Source organism: Nocardioides sp. J54, assembly GCF_000519005.1.
Taxonomy (GTDB): Bacteria; Actinomycetota; Actinomycetes; order Propionibacteriales; family Nocardioidaceae; genus Nocardioides.
In genome coordinates this window covers 109,762-132,379 of sequence record NZ_JAER01000008.1, presented here as the reverse complement: position 1 = coordinate 132,379, position 22,618 = coordinate 109,762, and the positions used below count along the sequence as shown (strand labels likewise).

Here is a 22,618-nt window from a genome sequence, read left to right as displayed (position 1 = left end):
ACGACCCGAGCGGAAGGAAGTCCCCGATGAACAACCCCCAGGACGTCACCCAGCCCCAGCACTGGATCGACGGCGAGTTCGTCACCGGCAGCGGCAGCGACGCGATCGACGTGTTCGACCCGGCCACCGGGAAGGTGGTCACCCAGGTGACCGCGGCGACCGACGCCGAGGTCGACGCCGCCGTGGCAGCGGCCGCGGCCGCCTTCGACGAGTGGAGCCAGCTCTCCATCACCCGCCGCGTGCAGTACCTGCACGCGATGCGCCACAACGTCGTCAGCAACGGCGAGCGGCTCGCGCGCACCATCAGCCTCGACCAGGGCAAGACCCTGGAGGAGGCGCGCGGCGAGGTCATGCGGGCCGCGGAGTTCATCGACACCGCGATCGCGGCGCCGATGCTCGCGCACTCCCGCTCCGGTCACGTGGCCGGCCCGATCGAGGCCCGCAACGTGCGTGAGCCCCTCGGCGTGTGCGTCGCCGTGACGCCGTTCAACTTCCCGGTGATGAACCCGAGCCAGTTCTCGGCGTGGGCCCTGGTCACCGGAAACACGCTGGTCGTGAAGCCGTCCGAGCAGGATCCGGTCGCCTCGACCGCGCTGTTCCACCTCTTCGCCGAGGCCGGCCTGCCGAATGGCGTGCTCAACCTCGTGCACGGCCGCGCCGAGGTCAGCAAGCGGCTGGTCGACCACCCCGACGTCGCCGCCGTCTCCTGCATCACCTCCACGCCGACCGCGCGGGCGATCCACGAGCGTGCCAGTGCCCTCGGCAAGCGGGTCCAGGCCAACGGCGGTGCGAAGAACCCGATCCTCGTCGCTGGCGACGCCGACCTCGCGCTCGCGGCCGAGGGCATCGTCACCTCCGCCTTCGGCATGGCCGGCCAGCGCTGCCTCGCCGGCACCCGCATCGTGGTCCTCGACGAGGTGTACGACGAGCTCGTGGACCGGGTCGCCGCCCTCACCGACGCCCTGGTCGTCGGTGCCGGGCTCGACGAGGGCACGACCATGGGCCCGGTCGTCAGCGCCGCCAGCCGCAGCCGGCTCGAGGACCTGATCACGCAGGCGGTCGATGCCGGAGCCACCGCGGTGCGTGACGGCCGCGGCGTGGCACCGATGACGCCGTCGGCGACCAGCGACGGCTTCTTCGTCGGGCCCACGGTCCTCGCCGACCTCGCCCCGACCCACCCGGCCGAGTTCCAGGAGACCTTCGGTCCGGTCATCGCGATGCACCGGGTCGGCGACCTCGATCAGGCCATCGCCCTGGCGAACGACACCGAGTTCGGCAATGCGTCGACGATCTTCACCCGCTCCGGCACCGTCGCACGCCGGTTCGAACGCGCCTCGCGTGCAGGGAACATCGGCATCAACACCTTCCCCGCCCCGCCGGCGAACTTCGTGATGGGCGGGCTCGGCACCTCGTTCTTCGGCGAGACGCACGTTTGCGGCGACGCGCCGCTGCGCTTCTACACCGAGGAGAAGCTCGTCGTCGCCCGCTGGTGACGGCGAGCTGGCCCGCGATGACGTGGAGGAACGTGTGATGAAGGTGCAGGTGGCTGACGAGGCGCTCGCGGAGGCGCTCGCGGCGATCGGGTCCCCCGACGGTCGCGCCGAGGACGGGGTCGTCTTCCGGCCCGGCCCGGTCGCATCCTGGGTGGACGCCGAGGACCAGCTGGTCGAGGCCTACCGGCTCGCCCACGTGGCGGCGCAGGAGGACGCACCGGTGGTGTTCGTGGTCGACGCGGCTGCCGCCGTGGGTCGGTCGGGACCTCTGGAGTCGGCAGTCGCGGTCGGCCTCGTCGCCGGCGGCCGGTGCCTGGCCTTCGAGGGACTGCGGCGGGACCAGTACGCGACCGTCGTCGGCTGGGACGCCGACGAGCCCGCGACCCGGGTCGCCGCGACCGTCGAGCAGCTCCTCGGCTCCCGGGCCGCACGGGGCCAGACGGTCATGGTCGGCACCGCCCACCTGGGGGCGCTGCTGCCATGAGCCTCGCCATCGTGACCGGTGCCGCCCGCGGCATCGGTCGGTCCATCGCGTCGCGGCTGGCGGAGGCGGGCCACGCCCTCCTCCTCGTCGACCTCGACGAGCGGGTCCACGACACGGCGCGCGAGCTGGGGGTGGGGGCGGTGCGGGCCGACATCTCGCAACCGCCCGACGTCGGGCGCATCGCCGACGCCGTCCGTGCGCACCGCGACGAGCCGCGCGTCCTGGTCAACAACGCGGGCATCACGCGGGACCGGTTGCTGCGTAAGATGGCCGAGCCGGACTTCCGGGCCGTCGTCCGCGTCAATCTCGGCGGCACGTGGGCACTGACCGAGGCGGTCGCCCCGCTGCTCGCCGACGGTGGCTCTGTCGTCAACATCAGCTCGCGCGCGCAGCTGGGCAACGTCGGGCAGTTCAACTACGGCATCGCCAAGGGTGGGGTCATCGGGCTGACCCGCGGCCACGCCCTCGCGCTGGCCCCGCGCCTGCGCGTCAACGCTGTCGCCCCCGGCTTCGTCGAGTCCGAGATGACGGCGGCGATGCCGGCCGACGCGCGCCGCCGCGTCGTCGACGCCATCCCGCTCGCTGCCGCCGGGCAGCCGCGCGACATCGCGGAGGCCGTCGCCTGGCTGGCGTCCGAGGCCGCGTCGTACGTGACCGGCCAGGTCCTCTACTCCTGCGGGGGACGCAGCTTCTCCTGAGGCTCCCCGCCCACGAAAGGCGAACCCATGGCTGAAGCCGTGATCATCGACGCCGTCCGTACGCCGCTGGGCCGGCGCGGCGGCGGCCTGTCCGCCGTCCACCCCGTCGACCTCGGCGCGCGCGTGCTCTCGGCGCTCCAGCACCGCACCGGCCTCGACCCGGCGCTGGTCGACGACGTGGTCTGGGGCTGCGTCACCACCATCGGTGAACAGTCGTCGAACGTCGGACGGTGGTCGGCGCTCGCCGCCGGCTGGCCCGAGACCGTGCCCGGAACGACGGTGGACCGTGCGTGCGGCTCCTCGCAGCAGGCACTGTCCTTCGGCGCAGCCGGCATCGTCGCGGGGCACTACGACCTCGTCGTCGTCGGTGGTGTCGAGTCGATGTCACGCGTGCCGATGGGTGCCACTCGGACCAGTGGCCACGGTGACGCGCGCGGCCCCCGGGTCGCCGAGCGTTACCCCGGGGTGGAGTTCTCCCAGGGCCTGGCTGCCGAGCTGATCGCGGACAAGTGGGGCTTCTCCCGCACCGCGCTCGACGAGCTCAGCCTCCTGTCACACGCCCGGGCTGCCGCTGCGCGCGACGCCGGGCACTACGACGACGAGATCATCCCGGTCCCGACCGCGGCCGGTGAGGTGTCGGCCGACGAGGGGATCCGTGAGGGCGGGTCGCTCGAGGTCCTCGCGGGCCTGCGCACGGTGTTTCGCGACGACGGCGTCGTCACTGCGGGCAACTCCTCGCAGATCTCCGACGGCGCCTCGGCCGTCCTGCTCGCCAGCGCCGACAGGGCCGCCGAGCTCGGGCTCGAGCCGATGGCCCGTGTGCACAGCAGTGCCGTCGTCGGCGTCGACCCCGAGCTGATGCTGACCGGCCCGATCCCAGCCACCGAGAAGGTCCTTGCCCGTGCAGGCCTTCGCCTCGACGACATCGGCACCGTCGAGCTCAACGAGGCCTTCGCCTCCGTCGTGCTGGCGTGGCTCGCTGAGACCGGCGCCGACCCTGCCCTGCTCAACCCGGACGGCGGCGCGATCGCGCTCGGCCACCCGCTGGGCTGTTCCGGCACGCGACTGACCACGACGCTGGTGCACCGCATGAAGCGGGAGGGCATCCGCTACGGGCTGCAGACGATCTGCGAGGCGGGCGGCATGGCGAACGCCCTGGTGCTGGAGGCGTCGTGAGCCCGGGAGGCGGCCGGGGCGCGGAGGCGGACCTGGGCCGGGCCTTGGTGGCCGTCCGTGCCTTCTCCCCGCGCCTCGCCGAGCTGACCGAGGAGGTGCTGTTCGGCGACGTGCTGGCCCGTCCCGGGCTCGCCCCGCGCGACCGCGCACTGGCAACGGTGTCCGCGCTGGTCGCCGGAGGCAACGTTGACCAGCTGCGATTTCACGGGCCCCGCGCGCTCGCCTGCGGGGTGAGTCGCGACGAGCTGGCGGAGCTGGTGCTGCAGCTGGCCTTCTACGCCGGCTGGCCGCGAGCGATGTCGGCACTCGGTGTGCTCGCCGAGGTGCTGCCCGACGCGCTGGACGACGGGACCTGAACGAACGGTCTTGACGGGTCCCTGACCCGGATCTAACGTTGCCTGAACCAAACCGACCGGTCGGTGTGTAAGTAGGAGGAAAAGTCATGCGACGAGTGGTGCGAGGAGCAGCAGGGGTGGCACTCGCCGCCGGTCTGGCGCTCACGGGGTGCAGTGCCCCGGAGGACACGGCCAGCGCGGCCAACGCCGGCGAGGGGCAGGAGCTCGGCAAGGAGATGGCGGCCCAGGTCGCCGACCTCCTGGAGCGCCCCACGTCGATCGGCCTCGAGGCCCCGGTGCGGTCCGTGCCGAAGGACAAGGAGCTGGCCTACCTCCAGTGCGGCCTCCCGGCGTGCGAGGCACTCGGCAAGGCGCTGAAGGAGGCCGTCGCCGCCGTGGGGTGGGAGCTGGAGGTCATCGCCACCGGCGCGACGCCGGAGGAGATCAAGAACGCCTGGGCCCAGGCCGTCCGGCTCGGCCCGGACGGTGTCATCGGCCTCGGTCACGACCGCCGGTTCTTCGAGGATGAGCTGGGCACGCTCGAGGCGAAGGGGATCCCCGTCCTCCGGCTCAACATGGTCGACCCGGCTGGTGGCGGCGTCACGGGCGTGCTGCTCGGCCGCGACACCTACGAGGCGGCCGGCGAGACCATCGCCCGCTACACGCTGTCCAGGGCGGGTGACCAGCTCAACGCCGTCGCGGTCACGGTGGGCGAGGTCCTGCCGAGCCTCGAGGTGATGGCAGCGAGCTACAAGGCCACTGTCGAGGAGGCCTGCGAGCAGTGTCGCGTCGAGGTCCTCGAGCTGCCGTCGACCAGCGTCGGCAAGGACCTGCCCACGCGGGTAGCGGCCCACCTGCGCCGCAACCCCGACGTGAACTGGCTCGAGATCGGCCTCTCGGACATGGTCGTCGGCCTGCCCGCCGCCCTCCGCTCGGCCGGCCTCACGCCCGCCGATGTCCAGGTCGTCGGGCTGGGCGCCTACAACGTCGCGGCGAACCAGTACCTCGCCGACGGGGAGTTCCTCACCGCGGTGCTCACCGCTGCGAGCGACGAGGAGATGTGGCGCGCGGTCGACTTCTTCATCCGCAGCTTCAACGGCGAGGACACCACGCCGTCGACGGACCGGGCCACGTGGCCGGAGTGGATCGTCACGAAGGAGACCCTCCCGACGGCCACCGAGACCTACCCGACGGTCGAGGACTACCGCGAGCAGTACCTGGCCCTGTGGGGCCTGTCCTGAGCGATCCCGCGGGACGACCCACGGGCACGGCGAGCAGGCAAGAGCAGGGGCGAGGAGAGGGGTGCCGGAGATGGACGACGTGCGACTGCGACTGTCAGGAGTCAGCAAGACCTTCCCCGCGCAGCGGGCGCTGAGCGATGTGGACCTCGAGGTGCGCGCCGGCGAGGTGCACGCGCTGGTCGGGGAGAACGGATCCGGCAAGTCGACGCTCATCAAGGTCCTCTCCGGCTTCCACCGCCCCGACCCCGGCTCCCGGATCGAGGTCGACGGAGTCGGCCTCGATCCGGGCAACCCGGCCGGCTCGCTGGCAGCAGGCCTGCGCTTCGTCCACCAGGACCTCGGGCTGGTCGACGAGCTGGGCGCAGCGGAGAACGTCGGCCTGAGCGCCGGCTTCGAGGGCAAGCTCGGCCGCATCGCGTGGCGGGCGCACCGGGCCCGGGTCCGCGACCTGCTCGCCCGGGTCGGTGTCCCGGTCGACATCGACCGGCCGGCCGGCCGGCTCGCCGCGGTCGAGCGCAGTGCGGTGGCGATCGCTCGAGCCCTCGACGACCGGCACGGCACACCAAAGGTCCTGGTCCTCGACGAGCCCACGGCGGCGCTCCCGCCGGCCGAGGTCGACCGGCTGATGCAGGTCGTCCGAGGCCTCCGGGACCGCGGGGTGAGCATCATCTACGTCTCCCACCGGCTGGGTGAGGTGCTGGGGGTCGCCGACCGGTTGACGGTGCTGCGCGACGGCCGCAGCCTCGGCACCTTCAGCACCGAGGGGATGGACGAGGCCGCGCTCGCCGAGCTGATCGTCGGCCGCGAGGTGTCGGAGGTCGGGGACCGGGCCGGCCTCACCCCGGTGCCGCCGGACGCCCGGCCGGTACTGTCCGTCGGCGACCTGCGCACCGACCTGGTCCGGGGCATCGACCTCACCCTCCGCGAGGGCGAGGTCCTCGGGGTCGCCGGGATCGCCGGCTCCGGCCGGGAGGACCTCGCGGAGGCCCTGGCCGGGGCGGCGCCGGCGACCATGGCGCTCACCGCGGGCGGCGTCACCACGACCGGGCAGGCCAGCGTCGCGCGGGCCCGTCAGCACGGCCTGGCGCTCGTGCTCCCCAACAGCCACCCGGCCTGCGCGGTCCGCGAGCAGTCGGTCGCGGAGAACATCGGCCTCGCCCGGCCGACGGCGGTCGCCCGCCGCGGCTGGGTCTCACGCCGGCGCGAGCACGCCGTCGCCCGCGAGTGGATCGAGCGGCTCGGCGTCTCCCCGCGCGACCCCGCCCGCCCCTACGGCCTGCTCAGCGGCGGCAACAAGCAGAAGGTCTCGCTGGCGCGGGGCCTGATCGGTGCGCCGGAGGTGCTCGTCCTCGACGACCCCACCAGCGGCGTCGACATCGGTGCCCGGCAGTCGATCTACGCGCTGGTGCGCGGGCTGGCGGCGAGCGGGACGCCGTCGGTCGTGTGCTCCTCCGACCTCGACGACCTGGTCGGCATGGCCGACCGCGTGCTCGTACTCGTCGACGGTGAGGTCGTCGAGGAGCTGGAGGGCGAGGACGTGACCGAGGCAAGACTTCTTGCCGCGATGGCTCGGCGCCGACCGGTCCCGGTCGGCGCCCTCGCAGAGATGGGTGGAGAGCGATGAGCGACACGATCAAGGGGGCCGTGCGCCCCGCACCGACCAGCCCCGCCCTCGGCCGGGACGACCCTGTCGGCACCGGTGCGGAGGGCCGCAGCGCGCGGCGACACCCGCTGCGCGCCCTCGGCTTCGGCACGATCGGCGCCGTCTACGTGTGGTTGGGCATGGTCGTGGTCTTCGCCGTGTGGATCCCCGACCTGTGGCTCGACCGCGCGACGGTGACCACGCTGATGAGCGACTACGCCGTCACCGCCCTCGCTGCGCTGAGCCTGGTGGTCGTCCTCTCCGCCCGGCTCTTCGACCTGTCGATCGGTTCCACCATGAGCCTCGGCGGCGTGGTGGCCGGGCACCTGCTCGCCACCACCTCGTTGTCGCCCACGCTCTGCGCGATCGGCGGCATCGCCGCGGGCGTGCTCGTCGGGCTCGCCAATGCCGTCGCAGTCGTCTGGCTGCGCCTCGAGTCGCTCATCGCCACCCTGGGCACGGGAGCGATCGTCGCGGCGATGGCGGTCGCCCTGTCCGGCGACAAGGTCTTGACCGAACGGATGTCAGGTGAGTTCAACCTGATCGCGATCGGCGAGGTCGCGGGCGTCAACGTCTCGTTCCTCTACGTCATCGCGATCATGGTGGTGATGGGGCTGGTCCTCGAGCAGACCTCCGCGGGACGGCGGCTCTACGCCACCGGCTACAACGCCGAGGCGGCCAGGCTGACCGGCGTACGCGTCAACCGGGTCAGGGTCGCAGCATTCGCCGTCTCGGGCGGGCTCGCGGGCTTCGCCGGGGTCGTCCTCGCCGCCCGGCTCCAGGCCGGCGCCCCGGACGCGGGCGCCCACTACCTGATCCCCGCCTTCTCGGCTGCCTTCCTCGGCGCGACCCAGTTCCGGCACGGCCGGTTCAACCCGTGGGGGGCGGTGCTCGCCGTCCTCGTGATCGGCACGGGCTCCCTCGGCCTGACGCTCGTCGGTGGTCCCACCTGGGCGCCCGACGTCTTCTCCGGCCTGATCCTCATCGTCGCCGTGGCGATCACGGTCGCCGAGCGCGGTCCCCGAAAGGCGGCGGGGCGATGAGCACCGCGACGAGCACCGAGCAGCTGGCCGCGCTGCGCGGGGAGGTCCGCGACTTCCTCGACGGGCAGCGCCGCGCGGGCACGTTCAGGCCCGCCGTCGACAGCTGGTTGGCGGGCTGGGACGAGGACTTCAGCCGGGCGCTGGGGGAGCGCGGGTGGGTCGGCATGACCATCCCGGCCGAGTACGGCGGACAGGGACGCAGCCACCTCGAGCGCTTCGTCGTCACCGAGGAGCTGCTCTGCGCCGGCGCCCCCGTCGCCGCGCACTGGATTGCCGACCGGCAGGTCGCCCCGTCCCTGCTGCGCTTCGGCACCGAGGACCAGCGCAGGGAGTTCCTGCCCGGCATCGCCAGCGGGCAGTCCTACTGGGCGATCGGCATGAGTGAACCCGACTCGGGCTCCGACCTGGCGTCGGTGCGGACCCGGGCGACCCGCACGGACCGCGGGTGGCGGCTGTCGGGCACGAAGGTCTGGACCTCGGGTGCGCACCGCGCCCACGCCTTCTTCGTCCTCGCCCGCACCGCGCCGCTCGACCCGGCGCGGCGTCACGAGGGCCTCAGCCAGTTCCTCGTCCGCCTCGACTCCCCGGGGGTCCGGGTCAGCCCCATCGTCTCCTTCGACGGCAGCCACCACTTCAACGAGGTGGTCCTCGACGAGGTCGAGGTCACCGACGCCGACGTGCTGGGCGAGGTCGGCCAGGGCTGGCGGCAGGTGACCTCTGAGCTCGGCTTCGAGCGGAGCGGGCCGGAACGCTTCCTGTCCACCTTCGCCGCGCTCGCGGCAGTCGCCGACGACGGGCTGCCGGTGCGCGCCAGCGCCTCGGCGATCGGTCGCCACCTCGCCCGGCTGGTGGCCCTGCACCACCTCTCCCTCGACGTGGCTGGCCGCCTGCAGGCCGGCGTCCCGGCCGACGTCGCGGCGGCCATGGTCAAGGGCCTGGGCAACCGCTTCGAGGGTGACCTGGCCGACGACCTCGCCGAGTGGGCCGGCCCCGACGTGGACGCCGACCGGCTGGACCTCGTCGCCGACGCCCTCAGCCGGCGTCCGGGCTTCACGCTGCGCGGCGGCACCACCGAGGTGCTGCGCGGCATCGTCGCCAGGGGACTGGTGGGAACGGGAGGCACCCGGTGAGCACCGACCCGACGACAGCGCTCGACGTCGACCCCGACCTCGATGCGATGCTCGACAAGCTCTTCGCCGAGGTCGCGGCGTCCGCGGATGCGGACGGACCCCTCGACCGCGGGTTGTGGGCACAGGTGGCCGGGCTCGGCCTCACCCTGCTCACGACCTCAGAGCAGCAGGGGGGCTCCGGAGCCGGCTGGCCGGAGGCATGGGCCCTGCACCGGGCAGCGGCCCGGCACGCCGTACCCCTCCCGCTCGGCGAGCACGACCTGCTCGGCCGGCGGCTGGTCGACCACGTGGGCTGGTCCGTCGGCGACGACGTGCTGACGGTCGGCGCCGGGCCGGCAGGCGGCGAGGTCACCGTGCCGTGGGGCGCCGACGTCGACACCGTCCTGCTGGTCGAGGACGGCCCGGACGGCGCGGTGGTGTCGCGCCACCGCGCCAGCGACCTCGACTGGTCGCGAGCAGGCCAGTTGCCCGGGACGCGACGGGTCCGGACGCGGGTGCCGACGGGGACCGCGACTGTCCCACTCGCCCGGGAGGTGCGGGACGAGCTGCGCCGCCGCGGCGCGCTGCTGCGCTCCGTGCAGGTCGTCGGAGCGCTGGAGCGCTGCGTCGACGTAGCGGTGGAGCACGCGCACGTGCGCACCCAGTTCGGCCGCCCCCTGGTCGCCTTCCAGGCCGTGCAGGGAATGCTCGCCGATGCGGCGTCGGAGGTCGCACTGGCCCGGGCTGCCGTCGTCGCTGCCGTCCGCGAGGCGGCGGTGACCGGGGCGGCTGGGTCGATGGCGGACCTCGGTGCCGCGCACCTCGCGGTCGCCGTGGCGAAGTCGTGCAGCGGGCACGCCGTCGCCCCGGTGACCCGGCACGCGCACCAGGTTCTCGGTGCGATCGGGACGACCCGCGAGCACGAGCTGCACCGGTTCTCGATGCCGGCCCTCGCGTGGCGCGCCGACTTCGGCACCGCCGACGAGTGGGACGCCGAGCTGGGAGCCGCAGTGGACCAGCACGGGTTCACGACACAGTGGCGCTCGCTCGTGGACGGGGTCGGGCATGGCTGAGCTCTGGTTCGACGACCTGGCGCTCGGCGACGCCTGGACCAGCACCGGGCGCACCATGACCGAGGCGGACGTCGTCGCCTTCTGCGGGGTCTCGGGTGACTTCCACCCGCTCCACACCGACGCCGAGCACGCCGCCCGGAGCCCCTTCGGGACCCGGCTCGTGCACGGCGCGCTGGTCCTCTCCGTCGCGACGGGGCAACGGGGACAGCTGCCGTTCGTCGGCCAGCCGCTCGTCGCGTTCCTCGAGGTGCGGCGCTGGACCATGCGGGCGCCCGTCCTCATCGGGGACACCGTGCGCACCCGCACCACCGTTGCAGAGCTCCGTCCCACCCGTGACGGCCGCCGGGGGGTGGTCGTGCAGGAGGTCGAGGTGCTCAACCAGCGTGACGAGGTCGTCCACGCCGGGGAGATGGTGAACCTGCTGCAGTGCCGCCCCGGTTGCTAACGTACCGGTCAGTCTGGACCGACAGAACCGATCACGTGAGGAGGTGCCCGTGGCCGAGGCTGCGAGCGGGCGTCGCAAGAGGCTCCGCGACCCCGAGGGTGCGCGCAAGGCACTGGTGAAGGCCGGCATCGAGCTGTTCGAGACCAGGGGCTACGCGAGCACCTCGGTGCAGAGCATCGTCGACGCCGCGGGCCTGACCAAGGGTGCCTTCTACCACCACTTCCAGAGCAAGGACGAGCTGCTGCAGCGCGTCCACGACGAGTTCATCGACCACCAGCTCTCGAAGGCCAGGGCGGTGATGTCGGAGCCCGGGCTGCCGCCGGCCGACCGGTTGCGCAAGCTCATCAAGGAGGCCCTCCTCGAGCCGATGGGGGTCTACAAGGCCGAGATCACGGTGTTCCTGCAGGAGCGCCGCTTCCTCGACGGCGACACGTTCGAGGAGATCCAGCGCAAGCGCGACGAGTTCGAGCGGATCTTCGTCGACCTCATCGAGCACGGCATGAACGAGGGCGCCTTCCGGCGGATCGGCCCGGCGCGGGTGATCGCCTTCGGCATCATCGGCACCGGCGCGTGGACGCACGCCTGGCTCGACCTCGCAGGGAGCCTGTCGCCCTCGGAGATCGGCGAGATGTTCGCCGAGATGCTGATCGGCGGCCTGGTCCCGCGCGACTGATCGGGTCGGTCGGCTGGTCGGCTGATCCGTTGTTCGGTGCGCGACCGGTGACGGTCAGGGGGCGCCGCGGTTCTCCTCCAGGTCGACGCCGGTCAGCTCGTCGACGACGAGCAGGTCGGTGCGCATCTGCCCACTGCGGTACGACGCGCGGCCGGCCATGTGGCTGGCGACCGGTGCGGTGAGCATCTGCGCGACCACCACCAGCACGAGCAGGCCCGTGGCGCCGGGGTCGCGCAGGCGCAGCGCGAGGCCGGTGCAGACCAGCAGCAGGCCGAGCACCTGCGGCTTGGTCACCGCGTGCATCCGGGTGAGCAGGTCCGGGAAGCGCAGCATGCCGATCGCTGCGACGAGCGTCAGCAACGCGCCCAGCGAGAGGCACACGGCGGCGAGTGCGTCGGCGACCCCGGGCCAGGTCATCGCGGGTCCCCCTCGATGTCGGTGCGCCCGCGGGTGAACCGGGCGACGCTCACCGATCCCACGAACCCCAGCACGGTGAGCGTGAGCAGGATCGGGATGGTGTCGGTGCTGCGTCGTACCGCCGCGTCGAGGGCGAGGCCGCAGATGAGGACGGCGATGAGGGCGTCCATGGCGATGATCCGGTCGAGCGTGGTCGGACCGATCGTGATCCGGGCGGTGAGGAGCAGAGCGGCGACGGCGAGCACGACCACGCACCCGCCGAGCACCCAGTCGGTCACGCTCATCCGAAGCCCTCCTCGTCGTGCACGCCGTGGACGACACCCTGCACGTCCTCGCCCGCCGCGCGGTCGCGCACGGCCTGCTGCGCCTGCTCCGGCGGCAGCGACAGGTGGCTGTCGTCGATGCCGAAGGCCCGCAGCACGCGGCGCTCCTGGGCGAGCGCGAGCTGGCGGAACTCCTCGACGTCGTCCTCGTCGGCGACGTCCAGGACGTGCATGTAGATGGTGTGGCTCGCCCGGCGGGCCTCGACCAGGACGCTGCCCGGGATCAGGGTCAGCATCTCGCCGACGATGGTGAGGACGAAGTCCGAGGGCGTGCGCAGCTGGATCTCGACGACGGCGTTGGTGACCGGGCCGGGGCGCAGCACGATCCGGGTGACCTGCCAGCTCGCGACGACGACGTCGCGCAGGAACACCGCGACCAGCACGAGCAGCCCGACCGGACGCGGGCGCAGGTGCATCCGCAGGGGCGGCAGCGGGAACACCAGCTGCACGACCACGCCGACGAGCAGTCCGCCGACCACGAGCGGGAAGGTCAGGTCGCGCCACAGCACCAGCCACAGGACGGTGAGCCACAGCGTCACGCCGAGCTGGACGTTCGCCAGCCGCCGGCGTACGGCGGAGGGCTGGTCCGGCACCGGGGCGGGGGCCACGTCGGCGGTCATGGCGTGTCCTCCAGGACGGCCGAGACGTACGGGGTGCGCTCGAGCAGGTCGACCGCGGCCCGGTCGGTGTAGCCCGCGAGCGGCCCGGCGACGAAGGTCAGGGCCACGGTGATGGCGACCAGGCCGGTCGTCGACCACACCATCGAGCGCGGGAGCCGGTCCGGCAGGTCGCCGTCCTGCAGCCGCTGGTGCAGGTCGCGGTCGGGGTGGTCGGGGTCGTGGACCCGCTCCACCTCGTCCAGGCCCTGGGCGACCAGCCCCGGGCCCTCGCCGTGCCCGAGCCGGACGGGCCTGTCCTCGCGGGGGCTGGCGCCCCGCGGCGGCGACGCCTCGTCCTCGGCGGTCACCAGCCGGGCAGCCATCTCGTGGGCCTCCAGGGGCGTGCGCCAGAACGCCAGCGACCAGGTCTTCGCCACCGCGTACAGGGTGAGCAGGCTGGTGACCACGCTGCCGCCGACCAGCAGCCAGGCGAGCACGCTGCCGTCGGCGACACCGGCCTCGATCAGCATCACCTTGCCGATGAACCCGGAGAACGGCGGGATCCCGGCGAGGTTCATCGCGGGGACGAAGAACAGGATGCCCAGCAGGGGAGCGAGCCGGGCGAGGCCGCCGAGGCGCACCAGGGACGAGCTGCCGGCCCGCCGCTCGATCAGGCCGACGACCAGGAACAGCGCGGTCTGGATGGTGATGTGGTGGGCGACGTAGAGGATCGCCCCGGAGAAGCCCGCGGCGGAGCCCAGGCCGATGCCGAACACCAGGAAGCCGATGTGGCTGACCAGGGTGAAGGACAGCATGCGCTTGATGTCGGACTGCGCGATCGCGCCGAGGATCGCGATGATCATCGTCGCGAGCGCCGCCCACATCAGCAGGTCGGTGAGCGGCTGGTCGGGGAAGAGCAGCGACTGCATCCGCAGGATCGCGTAGACGCCGACCTTCGTGAGCAGGCCGGCGAACACCGCGGTCACCGGCGCGGGGGCGGTCGGGTAGCTGTCCGGCAGCCACATCGACAACGGGAAGATCGCGGCCTTGATCGCGAACACCACCAGCAGGATCAGCTGCAGCACCAGGGCCACGCTGTCGGGGAGCTCGGCCAGCCGGGTGGAGAGGTGCGCGAGGTTGAGGGTGCCGGTCGCGGCGTACACGGCGGCCAGTGCCACCAGGAAGAGCATCGACGAGAGCAGGTTGACGACCACGTAGATCGTCCCGGCGCGGATCCGCGCCATGGTGCCGCCGAGCGTCAGCAGCACGTAGCTGGCGAACAGCAGCATCTCGAAGCTGACGAAGAGGTTGAACAGGTCGCCGGCGAGGAAGGCGTTGGCGACGCCGGCGACGAGCACGAGGAAGGTCGGGTGGTAGACGGAGATCGGCGTGCGCTCCTCCCCGTCGCCGGTCATGCCCTGGCCGACGGAGTAGGTGAGGACCGCGAGGGTCACCAGCGACGAGACGAGCAGCATCAGGGCGGAGAGCCGGTCGGCGACCAGGGCGATGCCCAGGGGCTCCGGCCAGCCGGCGATCCACGCGACCTGTGGTCCTTCCTGGTCGGCCGCCACGGCGAGCACCGCGGCGATGGCGGCCATCGCGGCCAGGACGGTGACGCTGACGGCCCGTTGCGCGTGCGGCCGGCGGGACAGCACCAGGGCCGCCCCGGCGCCGAGGAGGGGGAGGACGACGGGGAGCGGGACGAGGAGGCTGACGTTCATGCGCCCTCCTGCTCGAAGGTCTCGGGCTCGTCGCTGGAGAGGTCGAAGCTGTCGGACTGTTCGTCGCTCTCCGCGAGCCGACGGATGGCTGCGTCCTCGACGTCGTCCTGGACGTCGTCGTGGTCGTTGAGCTGCCAGCTGCGGTAGGCCATCGCCAGCACGAACGCCACCATGGCGAGGGTGATCACGATCGCCGTGAGGACCAGTGCCTGCGGCAGCGGGTCGCTCATCTCCGACGCGGCGGCCTCACCGACGATGGGCGCCTCGCCGGCCTTGCCGCCGGCGACGAGGAACTGGAGGTTCACCCCGTTGCTCAGCACGACGAGGCCGACCAGCACGCGGGTCAGGCTGCGCTCCAGCACGAGGTAGACGCCGCAGCCGATCATGGCGGCGCCGGTGAGGACCAGGGTCAGGTTCGCGTCCATCAGGCAGGGCTCCCCTCTGCCTCGCGGCGCTCGCGCTGGACCTGGCGGTCGATGCGCGAGCCGAAGGTGCGCAGCAGGTCGAGGATGAGCGCGACCACGATCAGGTAGACGCCGATGTCGAACCCGGTCGACGACACCAGGTGCAGCTTGCCGAGCGGCCCGAGCGAGACGTCGACGATCGCGCTCTGCAGCACGGCGCCGCCGAAGAAGAGGGGTACGACGGCGGACGTCGCCGCGATGCCGAGGCCGCTGCCCATCAGGATGCCGGCGTCGACCGGCGCCGCCTCGTCGAGCTCGTACTTGCCGCCCGCGAGGTAGCGGATGATCAGTGCGATGCCGGTGACCAGCCCGGCCGCGAAGCCGCCTCCGGGCTGGTTGTGGCCCGCCAGCAGCAGGTAGATGCTGAACACGACGATGCTGTGGAACACCAGCCGGGTGACGACCTCGAAGACGATCGAGCGCCGGTCCGCGTCGAGGGTCCGGGGCGCGGGCAGCCACGCCCGGCGGCCGGCGGTGGCCCGCTGCTTCGTCACGCCGACCGGGTAGGGGATCTCGCGGAGGCGCCGGATCCCGGACAGCCGGGTGTCGAGGAAGATCAGGCTCGCGACGCCGGTCGCGGCCGCCACGAGGACCGAGATCTCGCCGAAGGTGTCCCAGGCGCGGATGTCGACCAGCGTGACGTTGACGATGTTCTCGCCCCCGCCGTACTCGACCGCCTGCTCGGCGAACTCCACCGACACCGGGTCGTGCGTGCGCGCCGAGGTCGTCAGCAGCATGAAGCCGGTGACGCCGGCAGCGACGCCGACGCCGAGCGCGACCCGCAGGTAGCGGTGCCAGGTGAGCGGCCGGTCGGTGAAGTACTCCGGCAGCCGCCGCAGCACGAGCACGAAGACCACGAGGCTGACGGTCTCGACCAGCACCTGCGTCAGCGCGAGGTCGGGAGCGCCGTGGAGCAGGAAGAGCAGGGCCGTGCCGTAGCCGGTCACGCCGACCAGCACCACCGCGCGCAGCCGGCGCCGCGACCGCGCGGTCATCACCGCCGCGACGACGATGACGAGGCCGACGGCGGCCTGGGCCGGCGAGTCCCACAGGACGACCCGCAGGTCGTCGGGGTCCACGTTGAGCAGTGCCGCCATCCCGGGCAGCCCGATGACGACGAGCAGGATGATCGCGAGGTACGCCGCCACGGAGCCGCGCTGGACCCAGCCGGTCACCTCGACGGCGGCCCGGTCGACGGCCCGCATCGTCCAGCCGTAGCCGCGCTCGGTGCTGAGGTCGGTGGTCACCCGGGCCTGGGCGCGGGCGAAGCGCTCGCGCTTCCAGAACATCAGCAGGCCGACGCCGACGGCGAGCACGGAGAACAGCAGCGGGAGCCCGACGCCGTGCCACAGCGCGAGGTAGGGCTCCTTCTCGGCCGCAGGGAACTGGTCGACGTACGGCGCGAGCTGGCTGGTCAGCGGGGAGCCGGCGAAGCCGAGGACGAGGCCGGTCATCGCGAGCACCGCCGGGGCGGCCTGGAAGCCTGCGCCGGGCGGGGTCAGCGGGGTGTCGTCCACCGCGGGCTTGTCGGCGAAGGTGCCCCACACGAAGCGGGCGGTGTAGGCGACGGTGAGGACCGAGCCGACCACGACGCCGGCGACGGCGAGCCAGCCGGCCCACGCGGGCAGCTCGGTGCCGGTCTCCGCGACGTCGACGAGTGCCTCGAAGCTCGACTCCTTGGCGACGAAGCCGAGCAGCGGCACCACGCCGGCCATGGACAGCGCGGCGAGGCCGGCGATCGTGAGCAGCACCGGCTGGCGCCGACCGAGCCCGGAGAGCTTGCGCAGGTCGCGCGTGCCGGTGGACTTGTCGACGATGCCGACGACGAGGAAGAGCGTCGCCTTGAAGAGTGCGTGCGCCAGCAGCAGCGCCAGGCCGGCGAGCGCCGCGTGACGGGTGCCGATCGACAGCACCACCATGAGGAACCCGAGCTGGCTGACCGTGCCGTAGGCGAGGAGCAGCTTGACGTCGTACTGGCGCAGCGAGCGGAGCCCGCCCAGCACCATCGTGAGCACTCCCAGGACGAGCAGGCTCGCGTGCCACCCGGCGACGGTGCTGAACGCCGGCGCCAGCAGCGCGACCAGGTAGACACCGGCCTTCACCATCGCCGCGGCGTGCAGGTAGGCGCTGACCGGCGTCGGCGCGGCCATCGCGCCGGGCAGCCAGAAGTGGAAGGGGAAGAGCGCGGACTTGCTCAGCGCGCCGACCAGCAGCAGCGCGACGGCGATCGTCACGGAGGTGCCGCCCGGCGGGTCGGCGAGGATCTCCGAGATCCGCAGCGTGCCGGCCTCGTGGCCGATGACCAGCAGACCGACCAGCATCGCCAGGCCACCGAAGGTGGTGACCAGCAGGGCCTGCAGCGCCGAGCGGCGCGACGACGTCTTCGTCGGGTCGTAGCCGATCAGCAGGTAGGAGAAGACCGTCGTCAGCTCCCAGAAGACGTAGAGCAGCAGCAGGTCGTCGGCGAGGACGAGGCCGAGCATCGCGCCGACGAAGGCGACCAGCACGCCCGCGAACGTGCCGATCCCCTCGTCGTCGTCGGTGAAGTACCAGGTGCAGTAGGCCAGGACCAGGGCACCGATCCCGACCACGACGAGGAACATCAGCCACTGCAGGACGCCCATCGTCAGTGCGACCTCGAGGTCGAGCGACGGCACCCACGACAGCACGTCGGTGGGGCCGTCCCCCTCGCGCACCGCCCCGGTGTGCGCGACGGCCCACACGAGGCTGCCTGCAGGGACGGCGGCCAGGACGGCGAACGCGCGCGTCCCGAGGCGACGGACCAGCCAGGGCGCCCCCAGTCCCGCCACGAAGTGGAGCAGGACGATCAGGTGCACGCGCATCCTCGGCAGGGGTTCAAGGGTCGTGCCCGGAATCCTACCGAGCGCGCCCTTCGGTGCTCTACCCGGTCCTCGGCCCGCGATCCCCCAGCGCCAGGCGCGGCCAATTGGCGGTGTCGGCCAGCAGCTGGCGGTCGTGGGTGGCGACGACCACGGCGCACGAGGTCGTCTCCAGCGCTCGGGTGAGCTCGTCCACCAGGGCGATCGAGAGGTGGTTCGTCGGCTCGTCGAGCAGCAGGACGTCGGGGCGTGCGGCGAGGCAGAGGGCGAGGTGCAGGCGACGCCGCTGACCCTCGGAGAGCCGGTCGACGGGGGTGCGCAGCGCCTCCTCGTCGAGCAGGCCGGTGGCTCGCACCGCGGCCTCGTGGCCGGCGGCCGACAGGCCGGTCGACGTCTCCTGCGACAGCAGCACCACCCGGGCGCCGTCGTGCGTGCGCACCTCGCCGTCGGTCGGCTCGAGCCCGCCGGCGAGCACCGCCAGCAGCGTGGACTTGCCGACCCCGTTCGGTCCGGTCAGCACGAGCCGGTCGCCGCCAGCGAGCGAGAGGTCCAGGTGCCCCCGGAGCCGGCCGGCCACGGCGACCCCGCGGGCGTCGAGCAACGGCCGCCCCCGTCGTACGCGCAGGGCGGGGAAGGACAGTGCTCGCGGGGGCTCCGGGACGGTGACCCGGTGCTCGTCGAGCTCCCCGACGCGCCGGTTGAGGGCGCGGACCACGCCGCCCGCGCGGGTCGCCCGCTGGTGCTTGCCCGTCCCCTTGTCCGGGCGCCACCCGGTGCGCAGCCGCCCCCGGGCCTCGTCGGCCGCCCGCTCCAGCGCTGCGTGCTCGGCGACCTGCTCGGCATGCTCCTGCTCCCAGCGCTCGCGCTCGCGCCGGCGGCCGGTGACCCAGCCGTCGTACCCGCCGGCGTGGACGCGGGGCCGTCCGTCGCGGCTGGGGTCGAGGTCGAGGAAGGTGGTGGTGACCTCCCGCAGGAGCGCGCGGTCGTGGCTGACCACGGCGACGCCCCCGGGGTGCTCGCGCAGGCGGCGGGCCAGGAAGTCGAGGGCCGCGGCGTCGAGGTGGTTGGTCGGCTCGTCCAGCAGGAGCAGGTCGACACCGGAGGCGAGGACGACGGCCAGGCGCACCCGGTAGCGCTGGCCGACCGACAGCGTGGACAGCCGCCGGCCCCGGTCGGTGCACGCGCCGAGGCCGGCCAGGGCGACGTCGACACGGCGCTCGGCGTCCCAGGCGTCGAGCCGGGTGGCGGCCTCGAGCGCCCGTGCGTAGGCGTCCTCGGCGTCCGGCTCCCCGGCGGCGAGTGCCTCCGTCGCGGCCTCCAGTCGGTCGAGGGCGTCGAGCGCGTCGCCGACCGCGTCGCGGACGAGGTCGCCGACCGTGCGGTCGTCGGCGACGTCGAGGGTCTGCTCGACCAGGGCCAGCGTGCCGGCGCGGCTCACCGTGCCGCGGTCCGGAGGGAGGTCGCCGGCGAGGACGTGCAGGAGCGTGGTCTTGCCGCGGCCGTTCTCGCCGACCACGGCGAGGCGCGACCCGGCGCCGACGGTCACGTCGACGCCGGACAGGACGGTGCGGCCGCCGCGCGCGACGGTGACGCCCTCGGCGCGCAGGTGCGCCGCGGCGCCCGCGGACAGGTCGGCAGCGACGTCGGTGGGTGTGCCGGCAATGAGGGATGAAGGAGTGCGAAGCATGCGTGATCTCTCGGCTCGTCGGGAGCCGGGCAGCACGCGGGCCGCCCGGCGGTATCCGGACGGCGGCGAGAGGTCAGTCGGGGTCTGCCGCCGTCAGCGGCTCGACCAGGGCTTCTTCGCGTAGCAGCACATGGCGTGGACTGTACGGGTCGCAGCGGGGTGGGCGACAGCGATTTTGTCGCGCCCGGTGCGGGTACCGCGTCGGGCATGACGGCAGCCAGCCCCGCACACCTCCCCCAGGGCGCCCGGCCGACGCGGGCAGTCGGTCTCCTCTACGGGATCGGCTTCGGTGCCTTCGTCGACGGGATCGTGCTGCACCAGGTGCTGCAGTGGCACCACATGGTCAGCCACGTGGACGACTACCCGACGACCACCGTGGCCGGGCTGGAGGCGAACACGCTCGCCGACGGGCTGTTCCACGCGGCCGCCTGGGTGTGCCTGCTCGCAGCCACGATCTGCACGTTCCGCGCGTGGCGCGCCGGGCGACTGTCGCCGCGCTGGTCCTTCCACGTCGGCCTCGCCCTCGCCGGGTGGGGCCTGTTCAACGTGGTCGAGGGCGTCGTCGACCACCACCTGCTCGGGGTCCACCACGTCCGCGACGACCTGTCCGCACCGCTCGCGTGGGACCTCGGGTTCCTCGCCCTCGGTGCCGTCCTCGTCGTGGGCGGCTGGCTGCTGCACCGGGCCGGCGCCGACCGGGTCGGCGCCGACCGGGACGGGGTCAGCTCGACCTGACGGCCCGGCGGACGGCGCGGGCGCCTCGGACCGCCGCCCACGCGCCGAGTGCCCACGGCAGTGCGACGACGACCGGGTCCAGCGCCTGGTGGCGCACGTCCAAACGACCGCGCCCCACCCGGGAGGCCAAGCCGTCGCGGGTGAGCTCGGCCCGGATGCCGGTCTCGGTGACCGGGTCGTCCGGCCGGCCGCGGACCAGCGCGACGGCGGTCTGCTCGACGACGTCGATCCGGTCCGCGCCCAGCAGGAGCAGCCAGTGCGGGCCGGGCCTCGCTGAACCGGCGGTAGGCGAGCCGTCGGACGGCACCGGACAGGCCGCGCAGCGGGACGCTGGTGCCGAAGACCGGGGTGAGCCGGGCGTGCTCGATCGACCGCTCCCGCGGCTGGGGTTCCGGTTGCTGCTCGGGGAGGTCCCACGGGACGCGGGTGGACCGCCCGTCGACCTCGCGCGGGTACGACGGACGGTCGGCCGGGTCGAGGTCGGCTCCCCAGCCGGGGATCCGGGCGCGCAGCTCGTCCGCGGACGGGATGCCGCGTCGGGCGGTGGCGGCGTAGGGCGTGTCGCTCATCATCGGTCCCTTCGGGTTCAGGCGGCGCTCGGCGTGATGACGGGCTTGATGCAGTCGTCGAGCTTGGCCGAGAACATGTGGTAGCCCTCCGCGACGTGCTCCAGCGGGATGCGGTGGGTGACCAGCTCGCTGGGGCGCAGGTGACCGGCCCGGATGTGTTCGAAGAGACGCGGCCACTGGCGCTTGACCGGGCACTGGTTCATCCGCATCGTCAGCCCCTTGTTGAGCGCGTCGCCGAACTTCACGAGGCTGAACATCGGGCCGTAGGCACCGACCACGGCGACCGTGCCGCCCTTGCGCGCCGAGTCGATCGCCCAGTTCAGCGCGATCGGCGACCCGCCCTGCAGCTTGAGCTTCGCCGACGAGACGTGCTGGAGCAGGTTGCCGTCGGCCTCCGCGCCGACGGCGTCGATGACGACGTCCGCGCCCAGGTGGTCGGTCTGCTTCTTCAGCTCCACCACGACGTCGCGCACCTGCCCGAAGTCGAGCGTCTCGGCGTGCGCGAAGTCCGCGGCCTTCTGCAGCCGGTAGTCGAGGTGGTCGACCACGATGACGCGCCCGGCGCCCATGAGCCACGCGCTCCTCGCCGCGTAGAGCCCGACCGGGCCGGCGCCGAGCACCACGACGACGTCACCCTCGGCGATGCCGCCGAGCTGGGCGCCGAAGTAGCCGGTCGGCAGCGCGTCGGTGCACATCAGCGCGTCCTCGTCGCTCATCCAGTCCGGGATCACCGTGGGACCGACGTCGGCGAAGGGCACCCGCACCAGCTCGGCCTGCCCGCCGTCGTACCCGCCGGTCGTGTGGGAGTAGCCGTAGATCCCGCCCACCGCCGTGGCGTTGGGGTTGACGTTGTGGCAGTTGGAGTAGAGGCCGCGCGAGCAGAACCAGCAGGTCCCGCAGAAGACGTTGAACGGCACCATCACCCGGTCGCCGACCTGCAGGTGCCGCACCTCCGGGCCGACCTCGTCGACCACGCCGATGAACTCGTGGCCGAACGTCGTCCCGACGCGGGTGTCCGGCATCATCCCGTGGTAGAGGTGCAGGTCCGAGCCGCAGATCGCGGCCAGCTCCACCCGCACGATCGCGTCGCCCGGGTGCTCGATCCGTGGCCGCGGCTTCTCCTCGACCCGGACGCGGTAGGGGCCGCGGTAGACCATCGCCTTCATCGTTCCTCCTCGAGTGGCCGATCAGCCCGGGCCGTACCCCTGGCGCCCCTCCCTAGCCGCCCAGCAGGGCACGGCCGGTCGAGCGCCGACGCAAGGGGGACGGCTGTCCTCGAAAACGCTGGACCGGTCTGGACCAGCCACCCCGGGGTACCAGTCGTCCAGTCGTGGATGGCTCGACACCAGGGGGGAAGAGATGACCGTCCAGCAGCACCACACCGACACGACCGAGGTCGATGAGTTCTCGGGACTCGTCCTGGTCCTGTCCGTCCTGGCCATGGCCGCCGTGCTCGTGATGGCCCTGACCTGAGCCGGAAAGAAAACTAGGGGAAGACATGTACATCGGACTCGGCATCGTCCTGCTGGTCCTCGGTGCGATCCTGGCGCTCGACGTCATCACCGTGGACCTGGAGTTCATCAACGACGGCGCGCTCGGCACGATCCTGATCGTCGCCGGCATCGTCGCCATCGTGCTCTCGCTGCTCTACGCGCCGCCGTGGCGCCGCCGCGAGGAGGTCGTCCACCGCGACGACCGCCGCGTGTACTGATCAGCCACTGATCAGCCACTGATCAGCGGGCGCAACAGCTCGACACCACGACGCCCCGGACCACCGGTCCGGGGCGTCGTCGTGCCCGGCACCGGATGCCCTGCCGGGCAGGGGGTACGGCGCGGGGGTGCCCGCCGCGA

The 22,618-nt window shown here is 73.0% G+C and carries 23 protein-coding genes; 14 read left to right on the top strand and 9 right to left on the bottom strand.

Annotation, left to right across the window (positions count from 1 at the left end; translation table 11 throughout):
- The first annotated feature begins 26 nt into the window (after positions 1–26).
- From NOCJ54_RS0108155 to NOCJ54_RS0108100, 12 genes are all read left to right on the top strand, one after another.
- Positions 27–1,493, top strand: a complete 1,467-nt coding sequence (locus tag NOCJ54_RS0108155) for an aldehyde dehydrogenase family protein (RefSeq protein WP_036517291.1) — start codon at positions 27–29, stop codon at positions 1,491–1,493.
- Between the two features lie 37 nt (positions 1,494–1,530).
- Positions 1,531–1,977 (top strand): hypothetical protein, encoded by a 447-nt coding sequence (locus tag NOCJ54_RS0108150; protein WP_028655109.1) that lies wholly within the window; start codon positions 1,531–1,533, stop codon positions 1,975–1,977.
- A complete protein-coding gene (locus tag NOCJ54_RS0108145; protein WP_028655108.1) occupies positions 1,974–2,675 on the top strand; it encodes an SDR family oxidoreductase in 702 nt (233 codons plus the stop codon). Before NOCJ54_RS0108150 ends, NOCJ54_RS0108145 begins: the two co-directional genes overlap by 4 nt.
- Positions 2,676–2,702: 27 nt before the next feature.
- Entirely contained in the window at positions 2,703–3,851 is a 1,149-nt protein-coding gene (locus NOCJ54_RS0108140; protein ID WP_028655107.1) for a thiolase family protein, read from the top strand.
- Positions 3,848–4,207: a carboxymuconolactone decarboxylase family protein gene (locus tag NOCJ54_RS0108135; protein WP_232221714.1), complete on the top strand. Its 360-nt coding sequence runs from the start codon at positions 3,848–3,850 to the stop codon at positions 4,205–4,207. Before NOCJ54_RS0108140 ends, NOCJ54_RS0108135 begins: the two co-directional genes overlap by 4 nt.
- 116 nt (positions 4,208–4,323) lie before the next feature.
- Positions 4,324–5,427 carry a sugar ABC transporter substrate-binding protein gene (locus tag NOCJ54_RS29825; RefSeq protein WP_028655105.1) on the top strand — a complete coding sequence of 368 codons (1,104 nt, stop codon included), beginning with the start codon at positions 4,324–4,326 and terminating at the stop codon, positions 5,425–5,427.
- A gap of 70 nt (positions 5,428–5,497) precedes the next feature.
- The gene (locus NOCJ54_RS24560; RefSeq protein WP_198020151.1) at positions 5,498–7,051 is read left to right on the top strand and encodes a sugar ABC transporter ATP-binding protein; all 1,554 of its coding nucleotides are present in this window, start codon (positions 5,498–5,500) and stop codon (positions 7,049–7,051) included.
- Positions 7,048–8,112 carry an ABC transporter permease gene (locus tag NOCJ54_RS24555; RefSeq protein ID WP_051485606.1) on the top strand — a complete coding sequence of 355 codons (1,065 nt, stop codon included), beginning with the start codon at positions 7,048–7,050 and terminating at the stop codon, positions 8,110–8,112. The genes NOCJ54_RS24560 and NOCJ54_RS24555 overlap by 4 nt, the downstream gene beginning before the upstream one ends.
- Positions 8,109–9,242 (top strand): acyl-CoA dehydrogenase family protein, encoded by a 1,134-nt coding sequence (locus NOCJ54_RS24550; RefSeq protein WP_036517248.1) that lies wholly within the window; start codon positions 8,109–8,111, stop codon positions 9,240–9,242. Before NOCJ54_RS24555 ends, NOCJ54_RS24550 begins: the two co-directional genes overlap by 4 nt.
- Complete coding sequence (locus NOCJ54_RS0108110) at positions 9,239–10,294, top strand: acyl-CoA dehydrogenase family protein (RefSeq protein ID WP_028655104.1); 1,056 nt, start codon at positions 9,239–9,241, stop codon at positions 10,292–10,294. Before NOCJ54_RS24550 ends, NOCJ54_RS0108110 begins: the two co-directional genes overlap by 4 nt.
- Positions 10,287–10,739, top strand: a complete 453-nt coding sequence (locus tag NOCJ54_RS0108105; protein WP_028655103.1) for a MaoC/PaaZ C-terminal domain-containing protein — start codon at positions 10,287–10,289, stop codon at positions 10,737–10,739. Before NOCJ54_RS0108110 ends, NOCJ54_RS0108105 begins: the two co-directional genes overlap by 8 nt.
- Positions 10,740–10,788: 49 nt before the next feature.
- Positions 10,789–11,412, top strand: coding sequence for a TetR/AcrR family transcriptional regulator (locus NOCJ54_RS0108100; RefSeq protein WP_198020150.1), 624 nt, complete (start codon positions 10,789–10,791; stop codon positions 11,410–11,412).
- A gap of 54 nt (positions 11,413–11,466) precedes the next feature.
- Here the strand turns inward: NOCJ54_RS0108100 and mnhG are convergent, their stop codons facing one another.
- From mnhG to NOCJ54_RS0108065, 7 genes are all read right to left on the bottom strand, one after another.
- Positions 11,467–11,829, bottom strand: a complete 363-nt coding sequence (gene mnhG, locus NOCJ54_RS24545) for a monovalent cation/H(+) antiporter subunit G (RefSeq protein WP_036517246.1) — start codon at positions 11,827–11,829, stop codon at positions 11,467–11,469.
- Positions 11,826–12,113, bottom strand: coding sequence for a monovalent cation/H+ antiporter complex subunit F (locus tag NOCJ54_RS0108090; protein ID WP_028655101.1), 288 nt, complete (start codon positions 12,111–12,113; stop codon positions 11,826–11,828). Before NOCJ54_RS0108090 ends, mnhG begins: the two co-directional genes overlap by 4 nt.
- On the bottom strand, positions 12,110–12,772 hold the full coding sequence (locus tag NOCJ54_RS24540) for a Na+/H+ antiporter subunit E (protein ID WP_051485605.1): 663 nt from the start codon (positions 12,770–12,772) through the stop codon (positions 12,110–12,112). The genes NOCJ54_RS0108090 and NOCJ54_RS24540 overlap by 4 nt, the downstream gene beginning before the upstream one ends.
- Positions 12,769–14,472, bottom strand: a complete 1,704-nt coding sequence (locus NOCJ54_RS0108080; RefSeq protein ID WP_028655100.1) for a Na+/H+ antiporter subunit D — start codon at positions 14,470–14,472, stop codon at positions 12,769–12,771. The genes NOCJ54_RS24540 and NOCJ54_RS0108080 overlap by 4 nt, the downstream gene beginning before the upstream one ends.
- Positions 14,469–14,897 (bottom strand): Na(+)/H(+) antiporter subunit C, encoded by a 429-nt coding sequence (locus tag NOCJ54_RS0108075; RefSeq protein WP_028655099.1) that lies wholly within the window; start codon positions 14,895–14,897, stop codon positions 14,469–14,471. Before NOCJ54_RS0108075 ends, NOCJ54_RS0108080 begins: the two co-directional genes overlap by 4 nt.
- A complete protein-coding gene (locus tag NOCJ54_RS0108070; protein ID WP_028655098.1) occupies positions 14,897–17,773 on the bottom strand; it encodes a Na+/H+ antiporter subunit A in 2,877 nt (958 codons plus the stop codon). Before NOCJ54_RS0108070 ends, NOCJ54_RS0108075 begins: the two co-directional genes overlap by 1 nt.
- 64 nt (positions 17,774–17,837) lie before the next feature.
- Positions 17,838–19,463 (bottom strand): ABC-F family ATP-binding cassette domain-containing protein, encoded by a 1,626-nt coding sequence (locus NOCJ54_RS0108065; protein WP_028655097.1) that lies wholly within the window; start codon positions 19,461–19,463, stop codon positions 17,838–17,840.
- A gap of 207 nt (positions 19,464–19,670) precedes the next feature.
- Between NOCJ54_RS0108065 and NOCJ54_RS0108060 the strand changes: the two genes are divergently transcribed.
- On the top strand, positions 19,671–20,198 hold the full coding sequence (locus NOCJ54_RS0108060) for a DUF2243 domain-containing protein (RefSeq protein WP_028655096.1): 528 nt from the start codon (positions 19,671–19,673) through the stop codon (positions 20,196–20,198).
- Here NOCJ54_RS0108060 and NOCJ54_RS30255 read toward each other — a convergent pair.
- Together NOCJ54_RS30255 and NOCJ54_RS0108050 are read right to left on the bottom strand one after the other, a co-directional pair.
- Positions 20,185–20,505 carry a hypothetical protein gene (locus NOCJ54_RS30255; protein WP_232221713.1) on the bottom strand — a complete coding sequence of 107 codons (321 nt, stop codon included), beginning with the start codon at positions 20,503–20,505 and terminating at the stop codon, positions 20,185–20,187. The two genes, NOCJ54_RS0108060 and NOCJ54_RS30255, sit on opposite strands and share 14 nt — an antisense overlap.
- Before the next feature lie 279 nt (positions 20,506–20,784).
- Positions 20,785–21,933, bottom strand: a complete 1,149-nt coding sequence (locus NOCJ54_RS0108050) for a zinc-dependent alcohol dehydrogenase (RefSeq protein WP_028655095.1) — start codon at positions 21,931–21,933, stop codon at positions 20,785–20,787.
- 332 nt (positions 21,934–22,265) lie between these two features.
- Here NOCJ54_RS0108050 and NOCJ54_RS24530 point away from each other — a divergent pair, with 332 nt between their 5' ends.
- Positions 22,266–22,478, top strand: coding sequence for a hypothetical protein (locus NOCJ54_RS24530; protein ID WP_036517244.1), 213 nt, complete (start codon positions 22,266–22,268; stop codon positions 22,476–22,478).
- Positions 22,479–22,618 lie beyond the last annotated feature (140 nt).